14 protein-coding genes are annotated in these 13841 nt (G+C 69.3%); 6 read left to right on the plus strand and 8 right to left on the minus strand.

Annotated features, from left to right (window positions below; genetic code table 11):
* Positions 1-189: 189 nt before the first annotated feature.
* Complete coding sequence (locus AB0J87_RS03350) at positions 190-744, minus strand: YceI family protein (protein ID WP_363962430.1); 555 nt, start codon at positions 742-744, stop codon at positions 190-192.
* A 262-nt stretch (positions 745-1006) separates the two neighbouring features.
* Complete coding sequence (locus tag AB0J87_RS03355) at positions 1007-1456, minus strand: lamin tail domain-containing protein (RefSeq protein WP_363962431.1); 450 nt, start codon at positions 1454-1456, stop codon at positions 1007-1009.
* Positions 1457-1835: 379 nt separating this feature from the next.
* On the opposite strand from AB0J87_RS03355, the gene AB0J87_RS03360 reads away from it, so the two are divergent.
* Positions 1836-2534, plus strand: a complete 699-nt coding sequence (locus tag AB0J87_RS03360) for a C39 family peptidase (RefSeq protein WP_363962432.1) — start codon at positions 1836-1838, stop codon at positions 2532-2534.
* A 99-nt stretch (positions 2535-2633) separates the two neighbouring features.
* Entirely contained in the window at positions 2634-3050 is a 417-nt protein-coding gene (locus AB0J87_RS03365; protein WP_363962433.1) for a VOC family protein, read from the plus strand.
* Positions 3051-3154: 104 nt separating this feature from the next.
* Here the strand turns inward: AB0J87_RS03365 and AB0J87_RS03370 are convergent, their stop codons facing one another.
* A complete protein-coding gene (locus AB0J87_RS03370; RefSeq protein WP_363962434.1) occupies positions 3155-4240 on the minus strand; it encodes a helix-turn-helix domain-containing protein in 1086 nt (361 codons plus the stop codon).
* Between the two features lie 99 nt (positions 4241-4339).
* Between AB0J87_RS03370 and AB0J87_RS03375 the strand changes: the two genes are divergently transcribed.
* The 4 genes from AB0J87_RS03375 (at position 4340) to AB0J87_RS03390 (ending at position 9187) form a co-directional block, all read left to right on the plus strand.
* Entirely contained in the window at positions 4340-5581 is a 1242-nt protein-coding gene (locus tag AB0J87_RS03375) for an MFS transporter (protein ID WP_363962435.1), read from the plus strand.
* A gap of 318 nt (positions 5582-5899) precedes the next feature.
* Positions 5900-6751, plus strand: coding sequence for an ankyrin repeat domain-containing protein (locus AB0J87_RS03380; RefSeq protein ID WP_363962436.1), 852 nt, complete (start codon positions 5900-5902; stop codon positions 6749-6751).
* Positions 6752-7154: 403 nt separating this feature from the next.
* Positions 7155-8288 (plus strand): hypothetical protein, encoded by a 1134-nt coding sequence (locus tag AB0J87_RS03385; RefSeq protein WP_363962437.1) that lies wholly within the window; start codon positions 7155-7157, stop codon positions 8286-8288.
* An 83-nt stretch (positions 8289-8371) separates the two neighbouring features.
* A complete protein-coding gene (locus tag AB0J87_RS03390; RefSeq protein WP_363962438.1) occupies positions 8372-9187 on the plus strand; it encodes a hypothetical protein in 816 nt (271 codons plus the stop codon).
* Between the two features lie 15 nt (positions 9188-9202).
* Here the strand turns inward: AB0J87_RS03390 and AB0J87_RS03395 are convergent, their stop codons facing one another.
* From AB0J87_RS03395 to AB0J87_RS03415, 5 genes are all read right to left on the minus strand, one after another.
* The gene (locus tag AB0J87_RS03395; protein ID WP_363962439.1) at positions 9203-9946 is read right to left on the minus strand and encodes a DUF4097 family beta strand repeat-containing protein; all 744 of its coding nucleotides are present in this window, start codon (positions 9944-9946) and stop codon (positions 9203-9205) included.
* 209 nt (positions 9947-10155) lie between these two features.
* Entirely contained in the window at positions 10156-10995 is an 840-nt protein-coding gene (locus AB0J87_RS03400; RefSeq protein ID WP_363962440.1) for an LLM class flavin-dependent oxidoreductase, read from the minus strand.
* Positions 10995-11894: a GNAT family N-acetyltransferase gene (locus AB0J87_RS03405; RefSeq protein ID WP_363962441.1), complete on the minus strand. Its 900-nt coding sequence runs from the start codon at positions 11892-11894 to the stop codon at positions 10995-10997. The genes AB0J87_RS03400 and AB0J87_RS03405 overlap by 1 nt, the downstream gene beginning before the upstream one ends.
* 59 nt (positions 11895-11953) lie before the next feature.
* Complete coding sequence (locus AB0J87_RS03410; protein ID WP_350728352.1) at positions 11954-12301, minus strand: STAS domain-containing protein; 348 nt, start codon at positions 12299-12301, stop codon at positions 11954-11956.
* A 32-nt stretch (positions 12302-12333) separates the two neighbouring features.
* The gene (locus AB0J87_RS03415) at positions 12334-13776 is read right to left on the minus strand and encodes an LCP family protein (protein ID WP_363962442.1); all 1443 of its coding nucleotides are present in this window, start codon (positions 13774-13776) and stop codon (positions 12334-12336) included.
* Positions 13777-13841: the final 65 nt, after the last annotated feature.

Genomic DNA, 13841 nt, shown 5'->3' on the forward strand with positions numbered 1-13841 from the left:
GGGGCGCTTCGCGCGGAGGGCTCGGGCAGTGACATTGGGGGGTGCGACCCCCCAAACCCCCAGCCAAACCCCGCTTCGCCGACTCGTTGAGCACGTGAGCCATTGAGAGAAGCACGGCCAGGGGCAAGAAGGCGCTGAGGCCACCACGAGGCCCTGTTCGTGAGCTCGGGAGATGGGATCGGTCCGAGCTCAGTCCTTTGCCGCGAGGCCGACGTCGAACCGCACCTCGACCTCATCGCTCAGCTTGAGCGCGCCGAAGAACGCGGAATACGGTCGAATCCCCCACCGGGACTGCACGATGGCCGCCGAGCCCCGTACGCGGTCATCGGCGACCATGCCCTGGACCGTCACCAGCCGGGTCGCCCCGAGGATGGTGAGGTCGCCCTCGATGTGGAACGACTCCGCGGTCCCGTCGACCCGTGTCGACCGGAAGGTGATCGCCGGATGTCGGCCGGTGTGCAGGATCTTCTCCCGGATGGTTCGCTCGATCTCCTCGCGGTCGGAGTCCGTGAGCGGCTTGATGCCGCCGGTCCCTGCCCGGACTTCGAGCGAACCCGGGTCGACCTCGACGGTCACCGAGGAGTTCGCCGGGGCGGCGGTGTCGATTGTGGCGTCGCCGCTCCAGCGCGTGACCTCGATGGTGAGATCGTGGCCGGCCTTGGCGCCAAGTCCGGTGCGGGTCGTGTGGATGAGGAGCCGGCCGGAATCGGGTCCGAATGTGTAGCTACCAGCGGTAATGCTCACCTTGTCAGGCTAACTCGCACCACGCGTCCGCCTTCCGACCGAGGGGCGTGTCCGCCGCCGTGGCGAAAACCTGCTGGCAGGTGGTGGAGATGCCGCTTCCGACCGGAGGGCGTGTCCGTCGGCGTGGTGAAACCTACGGGCACGAGGTGGAGATGCCGCTTCCGAACCGAGGGGCGTGTCTGCCAACGTGGTGAGACCTGCTGGCGGGTGGTGGAGATGCCGCTTCCGACCGGAGGGGCGTGTTTGTCGGTGTGGTGAAAACCTACGGGCAGGTGGTGGAGATGCCGCCGCGTCCCCAGGTGCAGCCGTCGATCTTCTTGAGGTCGCTGCTCCGGTAGAGGCCGGCCGTGTCCCCGTCGTTGTTCCAGACGTACCACTTGCGACCCCAGTACAGGGTGGTCGAGGTGTCGGTCCCCTGGCCCGAGCGTACGGTCACTGACTTGCCGGGCTTGAGGGTGAAGCTGGGGAATCGGTATTTGTAGCCGGTCTCGTCCCGCAGGATCCAGTTCTCGAGCTGGATGCTTCGCCTGCTCATGTTGCGCAGCACCGCGTATTCGCCGTTGAGCGAGACGTTGCCGCCCCGGTCGGACCCTGGCGAGTCGTAGTAGACCTTGACGATCTGAACGACCGGGGTCGCGGCCTGGGCGGGCGTACCGGCCGACGGCAGGACCACGGCGGCGACGCCGGTCGCCGCGAGGAGGCGCTTGAGCACTGCGGGCTCCATATGGCTAGAGATGGAACGTGACATCAGTGGGACGGCTGCTGTGATTGCCGGGTTGGCGATCAACGGCGTCCGCATCCGGCCAATCTCGCGAAAGGCACTCCGCGTCCGGCTCCGTCTTGCGAAAGGCACTCCGCGTCCAGCCGTCTCGCGTAAGGCGCTCCGCGTCCGGCTGGCTTGCGACGGGCGCTCCGTGTCCGGCCGTCTCCCGAAAGGCACGTCCGGCCGCCTCGCGTAAGGCGCCCTGCATTCGGCCGTGTCGCGAATGTCCCGTCTGCCCCTATGTCACCATGCGCCACCATTTGCACACTCTTGGCAGATCAACTACGGTCCCTGACTATTGTCAGCCGCGCATGTGTGGAGTGATCAAGTGAAGAACCGTAGAACGGGGACCGGCGTCGCCCTCACCGCAGCCGTGACCGTGGCCGTCCTGGGCTTCACCACCGCGTCACCGGCCTACGCGTCCCCCGGCACCCCGACTCCCACCCCGTCCCCGTCCCCGTCCCCCTCGTCCTCCGTCGCCGCAACGCCCAAAGGCCTCTTCACACCCCTGAAGTACCAGCTCAACCTCAAGGGCCAGCGCCAGGAGACCAACTACTTCTGCGTCCCCGCCTCGTCGTCGATGAGCCTGTCGACCTTCGGCGTCAACGTCAGCCAGTCGACTCTCGCCAAGAAGATGAAGACCACGGCCGCCGCGGGCACCAAGGGTGTGAACGCGCTGCCGGTGGTCAACGCCTACCTCAAGTCGCGCGGCTACAAGGTCACGAGCCCCACCGACGCGGACGGCAACGCGGTCGTGCTCATGAACCGGGTCTCCGGCAACATCGGAGACCTGCGCCGGGCGCCGGTGCTCGCGGTGTGGATGGAGCAGCTGCCCTGGAACAAGGGCAAGATCAAGGGCGCCAGGGTCGGCCACGCCATCATCGCCTACGGTTACGACAAGACGGCGGGCACCATCACCGTGTACGACCCGTGGAAGCCGACCGGCGGCACCCACACCATCAAGACCTCCGTCCTGGCCGGCATCCTCCAACCGGGCGGCAACATGTACTACATCTCCAAGCTCTGAGGCGACGCGGGCGGGCCGTGCGCCCAAGGCCGGGAGCGGAAGGGGTGCGTACGGGATGAGCGAGGGCCCACGACCGGGAGCGGAAGGGGCGCGTACGGGATGAGCGGGGACCCCGCGACCGGGATGCTGCATCACGTCGAGATCTGGGTGCCCGACCTGCCGCGAGCCGTCGCGAGCTGGCAGTGGCTGCTGGAGACGCTCGGCTACACCCTGTACCAGGACTGGGAGCACGGCCGCAGCTGGCGGCTGGGGGCCACGTACCTGGTGCTGGAGCAGTCGCCCGCCCTCAGCGCCGGCCGGCACGACCGCTGCCGCCCCGGGCTGAATCATCTGGCCTTCCACGTGGGAAGCCGCGCCGAGGTGGACGCGCTGGCCGAGCGGGCGCCCGCGAACGGCTGGACGCTGATGTTCCCCGATCGCCACCCGTACGCGGGCGGGGAGCGGCACTACGCGGCCTATCTGGAGGACGGGGACGGCTTCGAGATCGAGCTGGTCGCGCTCGACGCCTCAGGGTGACCAGGGGTTCCGGTAAAGAAGCGAGCGGCACTGCCCAGGTCACCATCACGACCCTGCCGGGGTCGAAGGCGGCGGCCGCCCGCGTTCTGGCAGGCCGAAGCCACTCAGCGCAGTACGGCCGTCAGCAGGTCGGCGCCCAGCGCCATCAGATCGGGGAGATTGAGGGTGTGACGGACGTAACGACCGTGTCGCCGGGCCGTGAGCAGGCCCGCGCGGCGCAGGACAGCGAGGTGGCGGGAAACCTCCGGGGGTGAGAGTTCCCAGGCGTGGGCCAGTTCACCGGTGGTGTGCGGGCCGCGGGCCAGGGTGCGCAGCAGCCGCAGTCGTACCGGATGTGCGAGTGCCTCCAGCCGTAGTGTGACCGTTTCCAGCGATACCGGCTCTGATGGACTTGCCTCGGCCACGGGGTACTGCACCACTGGCTGCCACCCGGGCGCGTGGACCGCCACCAGGTGCGGGTGGCCGAAGACGCTGGGGAGGAAGGTTACCCCGGTGTCGTGGGCGGCGGTCGCCTTGTCCTGCAGCTTGTCCAGGATAATGCAGTTGCCGTCCTGTGCCAGGGTGACGGCGCTGGAGACCGATGCGAGTGCCGCCTCGATGCCCTGGCGCTTCAGCAGGTCGTTCTTCACGCGCAGGTCGGTGGCGAGTTGCACGGCGACGCCTGTCCAGGCGGCGTCGAAGAAGGCCTCGGCGCACTGTTCGAGGGTGTGGCGCACCCGCGCCCGCACGGCGGCCGGGTCCGTGAGAAGCCGTTCCGCGAAGGCCTCTTGGAGCGCGCCGCGGGCCTGGGCCAGGTCCAGGGCCCGCTCGCGCGCCGTCGCGTCGGTGAGTGGCGACGGCGTGGCGAAGTGGACCCGGTTGCTGCCGCACGTGGTGATGAGCGCAGCGGTCACATAGGTTTCATCGTCGATCCGGTCTACATCGTCCAACTCCTCGGCGAGGGTCGGCCGAGGACGAGCAGGGACCAGAAAGTCGGCTCGTGAGGAACGCCAGAGGAACTCCGCCTCCCGCAACCGCTCGGCCAGCTCCGGCCGCAGCCCAGCCCAGACGTCCCCGGCCCAGCCGGCGAGCTGCGGGTGATGCCCGGGTTCGGCCAGCACGTGCAGCATCGCGGTCAGCTCGGCCAGCGGGGAGGCGGCGAACCGCAGTCGCCCGGACGGCATCCCGCTGATGTCGATCCTCAACGTCATCCCCTCATCATCACTGGTCGGATGGCCGACGACCGCGTCGGTTGACGGTGTCCGTCAACCGACACAGTCCGCCCGGCGGCCGAACGCACTGTTGACGCCATGGCAACCACCACCAAGATCCGGCCCCGCACCCTCGTCCGTGCCTCCGGAGGCCCCCGCTATGCCGTCGCCCTGGGCGTGGACGCGCTCGGCACCGGCCTGCTGCGGCCCTTCCTGCTGCTCTACGGGGTGACTGTGCTGAGGCTGTCCGCGCCGGCCACCGGCATCGCCATGACGGTCGGCGTCGTCGTGGGTCTGGTGTGCATGCCCGCGGTGGGCCGATGGCTGGACCGGGGCGCACGCAGCACGGTCGTGGCGGCGTCGATGCTGGTGCGGGTGCTGGGCGTGGCGCTGCTGCTGGCCACCCCGGCGGGGAACGTCTGGCTGTTCGCGACGGCGGCGCTCTTCCTCGGCATCGGCAACCAGGCATGGCCGGCCGCCCACGCGGCTCTCGTGGCCACGGTCGCCCACGGCCGGGAACGCGACGCCGCTCTCGCGGGAGGCCGCGCCCTGCGCAACGCCGGCCTGGGCGCGGGCGCGCTCCTCGCCACCGCGTGCCTGGCGGGCGGCACCACCGCATTGCAGGCGCTGGCAGCCGTCACCGGGCTCGCCTATCTCGCTGCGGCGGCCTTGGTGTGGTCGGTCCACCTGCACGCGCATCCGGCCGCGACCCCGGCCAAGGACGGGCACGACGGGCCCGCACCCCGGATGCGCGCGCTGCTGGCCGCCAACGTGGTCTACGTCTTCTGCCTCAACGTCCCCGAAATCGCGCTCCCTCTGGTCCTGGTGACACAGTTGCACGCAACCCCGGTGTGGTCGGCAGCCATCTTCGTGGCCAACACGGTGCTGGTGGTCACCCTGCAGGTTCCGATCACGGTCCTGATGTCCCGCTTCGCCCGGCGGACCGTGCTGGCTGTCGCCGGCGTGATACTCGCCGCGTCCTACCTCGGCTTCCTCGCGGCCACCTCACTGGGACACGGCTGGGGTGCCCCGGCCGTCGCCACGGTGTCCGTGGTCTGCACCATCGGTGAGATCATCTATGCCGGCAGCGCCACCGCGCTCGTCACCGCCCTCGCCCCGGCCCATCTCCTGGGACGCGCCCTCGCCCGCTTCCAGCTCTCCACGGGCTTCGGCCTCGCCGTCTCCCCGGCGGTCATCACCGCTCTCGCCCCCCACGGCTCGGCAGCCCTCTGGGGCAGCCTCGCAGCCGCGACGCTCGTGTCCGCCTCCGCCGTTGCCACCGAGAAGGATCAAGGAACGCGGCTCAGCGATTGCCGCCGCCAGGCGCGAGCAGGCTCGTGAGCTCGGCGATCGCCTCTGGCGATGGTTCGAAGTAGCGGCGGACGTTCTCCGGCTTCTTGCGCCGGGACCTCGCCATCAGCATCCCTCACGTGTTCCGGACAGGGGCCTTCACCGGACCAGTTGGCGGAACACCTCGACCTGGGGCGCATCTCGACTGGCGGTGTTCCGGTTGAGGATCCCCTAACGGAACAGCCGCAAGCTCAGGCCAGTGCACCTTGACGGTTGCCACGGCATCGCCAGGTTTTGGACGGCACTCACCTATGAGATCATCCTTGACTTTGACGAGATATCACGTGCAACAGCAGGAGAGGACAACATATGGCAGATATCGCCTTAACGGACTCCGGCGACGTCTCGCGGGAGAACACTCTGCGGCACGCCGCGTACTCGGGGGACCTGAAGGGCCTCAAAGAGCAGATAGCGGCCGGCGTCGATGTGAACGCCGCCGACGAGCGGGGTTGGACGGCGCTGCTGGCTGCGGCCCACGAGGCGTTCCGAGAGGGCGTCGAGGCGCTGCTCGCGGCGGGCGCGGATCCAGGGGGCGCTTCCACGGGCGGATTCACCGCGCTGCACCATGTGATCCAGCAGACCAAGGACCGGCCGGTGGCCATCGAGGTCACCGTGGTGCGCGACGGCGTCGAGACGGTTCTCACCGGTCGCGACGAGATCCGCGCGCAGATCGGATCCCACCCGGACGACTTGTACGATGACTGCGTCGCCATCGCGCGCATGCTGATCGACGCGGGGATCGACGTTGAGCGGGTGACCTCCCACAAGCAGACCCCGTTGTCGCACGCAGCCTCGCGGGGGACCGCTGAGATCACCGAGCTGCTCATCGCGACGAAGCGGGTCGATCTCGATTCGCGCGACAAGGACGGGGTCTCCCCGCTTCACTACGCCAGCCGCCATGGTCATATCGATCCGGTACGGCTGCTGCTCGAGGCCGGAGCGAACCCGAACATCACCGAGAACTACGGGTTCACCCCGCTGCACGAAGCGGCGGAGAACGGCCACGCCGAGGTGGCGGATGTCCTGCTCACGGCGGGCGCGGACCCTGGGCGCGGCCTGACGAAGCCGTTCGAGAGCTACCCGGTGGGCACCACACCAATCGACATCGCGCAAAGCATGGGGCGCCGGACGATCGTCGATCTGCTCAACCGCCGGCACTGATCGCCGCGACGGTTTCCGCCGCTACGCAGTCGTGTGCCGGCGGCGGAGGCCACCAGTTCGTGCAAATCGGCCCAGGCTTTGGGCATTCTCCTGCCAACGCCATCGCCGCCGATCGGCCCCTCGGCATAGGGGTTGGCCTCAGGCGACTCGCGAGAGCGCGCGAGTTGCTGGAGCGTAAGGGGTACGACACGCGCGACACCGTGCTCGCCTGCTACGGAGGGGTCGGGGTTCAGCGGCGAGCGATGCCCGGGTGGCCCTGGTCGGCCTTGAATGGCTGTATCGCCCATGAATGGGCAGTTCGGAGTGACTTCACTGCCAGTTCACGCATATGTCAGACAGCGACATTCGGTCGGTATACCGTCAGGTTTCGGTCTGATCCCTAACTGAAGACGGGTACGCAAACATGCGCAAAGTCCTGACGCTCGCCGTGGTCGCCACCGCATCGCTCGGCCTGCTCGCCGCCCCGGCCACCGCCGACAACCGCCGCCCAGAGCTGCCGAACGAGATCTACGGCGGCGCCTGGACCGAGGGGCACGTCCAGGGGATCGCCATTGACGAGCGCAAGGGGTACATGTACTTCTCCTTCACCAACGTCCTCGTCAAGACCGACCTCAAGGGCAACCCCGTGGGTTCGGTGAGGGGCTTCACGGGGCACCTCGGCGATCTGGACTTCAACGCCAAGGACGGCCGGGTGTACGGCTCCCTCGAGTACAAGGAGCAGGAGTCGTTCTACATCGCGATCTTCGACGTCGACCGCATCACCAGTATGGGCATGGACGCCCAGACCAGTGACGTCGTCAAGACGGTCTACCTCAAGGAGGTCGTCGCCGACTACACCGCCGACATGAACGGCGACGGCAAGTTCGACGGCAACGTGGGCAACACCCCGGATCACCGGTACGGGTGCAGCGGCATCGACGGCGTGTCCTTCGGCCCCGAGTTCGGGAAGAAGCACGGCAGGCAGCTGCTGACCGTGGCGTACGGGATCTACTCCAACACCACCCGGGCCGACAACGACTACCAGGTCCTCCTCCAGTACGACATCGAGCGGTGGAAGAAATACGAGAAGCCGCTCACCGAGAGCGACCCGCACAAGAGCGGCCCCGAGCAGGTCGACGGCAAGTACTTCGCGTACACCGGCAACACCACCTACGGCGTGCAGAACCTCGAGTACGACGACTTCACGGGCAACTGGATGATGGCCGTCTACAAGGGCAAGAAGCCGCAGTTCCCCAACTACTCCTTCTTCATGGTGGACGGCCGCGAGCGGCCCAGGGAGGGTGACATCGTCGGGCAGCCGCAGCCCGAGCGGGGCCGGCTGCTCACGCTGGCGCCGGGCGGGCTCCAGCACGAGGCCACCGGCGTCAGGGGCTGGGAGTTCGGCGGCGAGTACGGCCTGATCTCGCTCGGCGGGGGACGCTACTACGTGTCCAAGTCCGGGACTATCACGGAAGGCGGGGTCAGCAAGTACACCGGCCACGCCCAGCTCTTCCGCTGGACGGGCCAGACGCCGACCCCCTTCGAGAAGGTCGGCTGATCGGAGCTGCCAGCGGGTGGTCAGTTAAGGCTGTTATGGTCGGTCCGAAATCCCCCACGAACGCGTAAGGGCACGGGAGGGTCATGCGGACCACGAGCAAGATCGCGGCATTACTGATCGGGATGACGGCCCCGGTGGCCGTGGTGACGCCCCCGGCCGGCGCGCAGGCGCGTCCGGCCTGGGTGGCCTACCACGGCCTCACCGCCGAGCAGAGCGTGGCCCGGGTCAAGCAGCTCAGGGACCAGGGCTTCCGGCCGGTCACGGTGAACGTCTCCGACGGGGAGCGGTACGCGGCCGTGTGGGTCAAGGGCGGCTCGCCGGCCAACTGGGGCATCTGGCAGGGCATGTCGGCCGAGGAGTACCAGCAGCGGTTCGACCAGGGGCTGAAGGAGGGGGCGCAGCCGGTCTCCGTCTCCGCCACCGGGCCGAGTGACGCGCCGGTGTTCACGGCCGTCTTCGAGAGGCGGCGCGGGAAGTTCTTCGCCAGGTCGAACCTCACCCCCGCCCAGTTCGCCGCCGCCAACAAGCGGGCCACCGCCCAGGGGCTCGCGCTGACCTCGGTCGACGTGTACGGCACCCCGGACGACCTGCGGTACGTGGGCGTGTGGACGGTCAACACGGGCGGGGCCTGGTACTACACGTACGGGAAGTCCAGGCAGCAGCACGAGGCCGCGTTCTACGCCAAGAAGAAGCAGGGGTTCCGGCCGGTCAAGGTGGCCGTGGCGCCCGACGGGACGTACACGGCGGTGTGGCGCAAGGACGGCGTCAGGTCCTGGGCCCACTACGTCGACATGACCTCCTCCGGCTACCAGAAGCGGTTCGCCGACCTCAAGGCCAAGGGGCTGTCCCCGGTCCAGGTGAACGCCGAGAACGGGCTGTACGCCGCCATCTGGCAGTGAACGCAGTGAGCGAGGTCACCGGGCCCGGAGGATGCGGACGTCTCCGGAGCCGCTCACGGCCGTGATGGTGTTGGGGCTCTTGGCGTCGTCCTTGAGCTCCGAGCGCTCGGTGCCGTCCGTGCTGCGGGCCGTGATCGCGTAGGCCGCCCCGGGCACGGTCGCGGTCACCCGGCCGTCGCTGGAGCGCAGGTCGAGGGCGGTGGGCGGGCTGGCGAACGACACGTCGATCGCGCCGTCCGACGTCCGGCACCGGACGCTCGGCGACTTCAGCCCCTCGCCCGTGATCGGGCCCTCGCTGCGCAGCCGCAGTTTTCCCGCGGCGCCCGAGACCTGGATGCGGTCCCGGCTGACCACGTCCACGTCCTGGGCGAGGCCGTTCAGGATGACGCCGTCGTCGGCCTCGATCGACAGCGGTACGCCGGGCGGGACCTTGACGTGGTAGCGGGCGCCGCAGTCGCCGAAGACCATGTTGCAGTTCGCGCTCAGGCGAAGGGTGCCGTCCCGCAGGGACCAGGTGGCGTTGCCGTCGTCGGCGGCCTTGCCGCGTACCCACCGCTCCACCTCGACGCGGCCCCCGGTGCCCTGGAGGACGCGCACGCCGCCCAGGGAGGCATTGATCTTCAGCGCGGTGCCCGTGAACGGGAACGCCTGCGCGGTGTGGACCTCTTCGGCGTCCAGGTCCACCTTGCACCCGGTCAACGTCAGCGCCGCCGCCAGCGTCACCCCTGTCGCCACGACTCGCCTCATGGAGATGCTCATGCCGCCATGGTGGCCGAGCGCCGCCCGCCCGCCATCGACCGTCCGGCCGAACACGGGCGGGCCGCCATCGGCCTTTCGGCCAGAACGCGCGTCAGGCCAGGAGACCACGCGTCAGGCCAGGAGACCACGCGTCAGGCCCGCAGAACGCGCGTCAAGCCCGGAGATCGGAGACCACCCGTCTCAGGCCCGGAGAACGCAGAGAGCGCGCCTCAGAGGGCCGACAGCAGGGCCGTGACGTGCCGCAGCGGGTCCGGACCCAGCGGCCGCACGGCCACCGTGGCGGCCCCGGCCGCCCACAGCTCCTTGACGTGCTCGGCCGCGGCCTCAGGAGACCCCGACGCCATCGCCACCTCCTCGGGCGCGACCCCGAGGAACCCGGCCTGCCCCGCCACCAGGGCCCTGGAGCTCTCCGGGACCTCGGCCTCGGTGTTGAGGAAGGAGAAGACCACGAGCTCGTGATCCGCGGCACCCCCGATCTGGTCCAGGATCCCGGGCAGCTGCGCGGGCCCGACGCCCTCGGGGATGATCGTCCCCTGGGCGACCCGGCCCGACAGGGCCAGCGAGCGCGGCCCCTTCACCCCGGCCAGCACGGGCGGGGGCGCGGAGGGCGGGTGCACCAGGGAGACCCCGTCCAGGTGGACGGACCTGCCGTGCAGGGTGACCGTCTCGCCGCGCAGCAGCGCGCGTACGGACGTGATCGTCTCCTCCAGGAGCGTCAGCGGTGACGACGGGGCGGCGCCCACCTGGCGCATCCAGTCGCCCACGCCGTGCCCGATCCCGGCGGCCAGCCGCCCGGGGTGCACCCTGGCCAGGTTGGCCAGCTCCATCGCCAGCAGCATCGGGTTGCGCAGGGGAGCGGGCGTGATGCCGATGCCGACCCGCAGCCGGGACGTGACGGCGAGCGCGGTGGCTGCCGACGAGACGCCTCCCGTCCAGCCCAGGTCCTCCACCACCCAGAGGTCGTCCACGGACGTCTCGTCGAGCGCCTTGGCGAACGGGATCAACTGCTCGGGAGGAAGGTCCCGGTCGAACATGACTCCGAGTCTCACTATGCCCTCCAGTAATAGCGGAACAACCGGCCGACCTCCGAGTATTCAGCACGCAGGAAGGCGTCGGCAGTCGGGACGTTCGCGACGTCCGTGACGGCGACGATGCGCCGCACGCCCGCCTCGGCCAGCGTGCGGGTGCCCCTGGCCAGCAGGTCGTCGACGTAGCCGTGGCCGCGGTGCTCGGGCACAACGCCGATGTACGCGATCGAGTGGTCGTCGGGGGCCACCAGGCCCACGGGGGAGTCGCCCAGGTAGCCGATCACGAACCAGTCGGGCTTGCCCTTGCGGTTGATCAGGTCGTCGTACATCCATCGGGCCTCGTGCTCGGCCCCCGACGTGGCCACCTCGATCCGCGTGTCGTAGTCGAGCGAGCCCTCCGAGATGCGTACGAGGACGTCGATCACCTCGTCGCCGGCCATGCGGCGCGCGGGGCGGTACGTCAGGCGGCCCGGATCGACCGGGACGTCGTTGCCCGCCACCCATTCGAGCACCAGCCGCTCGACCTCCATGACGAACCCCGCGAGGGTCAGGGCCTCGTGCTCCACGGCGCGGTCGACCACGGGGTCGAGCCCCGGCTTGAGCGAGATGTCGTGGATCATCTTGGCCGGCCCCATCGTGCGCAGGCTGCCGCTCAACAGCTCCGCGGCGGCGACCGGGTCGGGGCCCGGGTCGAACTGCCAGATGGTCACCGGCTCCGAGCCCGGGAAGGGCGCCCAGAACGCCAGGCGGGCCTGCCCCTTCACGAAGCACCACTCAGGCCGGGCCCTGCCTTCGTCGAAGGCGGCCGCGAGCTGGGAGCGCCCCGGCTCGGGGAACTGGTCGAACAACGCGAAGGCCTCCACACCTGAGGGGCTCTCCCCGGCCGCGGCCGCCGTGGCGAGGGGTGCCCGTGATGACATGACCATGTTCTCGCACGGAAGCGATCACTCAGACCGTCCCCATAAAGGCTCGATCGAGGTCAGGCGGCGCTGCCGAAGGCCGAACACGCCTCGCCGAGGGATTCGCGCGTCTCGAAGTGCCGGTCGAGGTTGGTGATCGTCAGCAGGTGGCGGATCATGCCGGGGGCCAGCACCAGGATCAGGCGGCCCTTCACGCGCCGGACGTGGTTGAGCGTGGCCACCAGCACCCCGAGGCCCACCGAGTCGCAGAACGGGACCTCGGTCAGGTCGACGACGAGGTTGAGCGGGTCGGCGGCGGCGATGGCCTGTTCGAGCTCGTCCCGCAGCCGAGGGGCGCCTGCCACGTCGAGGTCGCCCACGACGTGCAGCACCGTACAGGGGTCCTCCCGCCACGACCTGACCACCATGAGGGCTTCACCTGCCGAACCGCCGACTGTTATTACTGTTTCTTACATATGTTCTGCATTGCCGTTTTGGTGGTCGGTGTAACACTCGGTTTCGCCGACGGCATGGAAGCCGACTTGGATTTCGCGATCTTCGGCTGATCGCTGCCGATGATCACCTCGATACCCTTGATGTCGGCCTTGTCGATCTCGGCGCCCGGGATGGCGGCGGCCACGACCTTCGCCTCGTCCTCCTGACCCGCGCCGTAGTGGACGACCGTCTTCTTGTAGTCCTTCTTGGTCGTGTTGCCGGGCTGGCCGGGGACCTTGAAGCCGTACGCGACCAGCCCCTCCTTGGTGCGGGCGCCGAGACCGGTGATGAGCGTGCCGTTCTTGACCTTGACCGTGATGCTGCCGGGCGGGATGGCCGACGGCTTGGCCGAAGGAGTGGGCGAGGGGGAGGCGGCGGGCTTGGTCAGGTCCTGGTCGGCGTTGATCCGCGCGAACATGTCGCGGGCGGCCGGCTTGTCCCACAGGACCGCGGACTCGCCCGTGGGCGCCTTGAAGTCGACGTTGGACAGCGGCACCTCGGCGAAGCGCACGTCGTCGAGCGAGACGTCCCGCATCTGGGTGGCCAGGCCGAGGAGACCGTCGTCGGGGTCGACCTTGACCGTGCTCAGCGTGGAGTTGACGAACGAGGCCAGCTTGGCCGGGTTGGCCAGGGTGTCGGCGCTGAGCGCCCGGTTGAGCAGGGCCGAGATGACCTGCTGCTGCCGGTCGATGCGGTCGAGGTCGGAGCGCGCGGTGGCGCGGGTGCGGGCGTAGCCGAGCGCCTGCACGCCCTGGAGCTGGTGGGTGCCGGCGGGCAGGTTGAGCCCGGTCTTGGGGTCGTTGATCGGCACGGGTGTGCAGACGGTGACGCCGCCGAGGGAGTCGACGACGTCGATGAAGCCGAGGATGTTGACCTCGATGTAGCGGTTGATCTGCAGCCCGGTGGCGGCCTCGACGGCCTCCTTGGTGAGCTTGGGCCCGCCGAACTGGTACGCCGAATTGATCTTGTGTTCGCCCTTGCCGGGGATCGTCGTCCAGGTGTCGCGCGGCAGGCTCACCACGGTGACCCGCTTGTGGTCCTCCGACAGGTGGATGACCATCATGGTGTCGGTGCGCTGGCCGGACTCGCGGCCCAGCTTGAGCCGGTTCTGCTGCTGGCGGGTGAGGTCGTCGCGCTTGTCGACGCCCACCATCAGGATGTTCTCGGCGCCGCGGGCGGCCGGCACGGTCACCCCGGCGTCGACGGTGCCGATCTGGCGCGGGGTCGCCCACACCACGCCGGTGGCCACCAGGACCCCGGTGGACAGGAACCCGGCGACGAACACGTTGCGACGGCGGGCCTTGGCGCTCCTGAGCGGCCTGCGGGGACGCGGGTTCGCGAGCTTGACGCCGCCGTAGGCGTCGCCGCCCACGAGCACACCGCCGTCCTCCTCGCCCGGGTCGCGCATCCCGTCCCCCTTTTGTCACCCGGAGGATCAGGCTTTCGATTGCCCGACTCCCCTGGTCGTACAGT

Source organism: Nonomuraea sp. NPDC049625, assembly GCF_040675285.1.
Lineage (GTDB): Bacteria > Actinomycetota > Actinomycetes > Streptosporangiales > Streptosporangiaceae > Nonomuraea > Nonomuraea angiospora_A.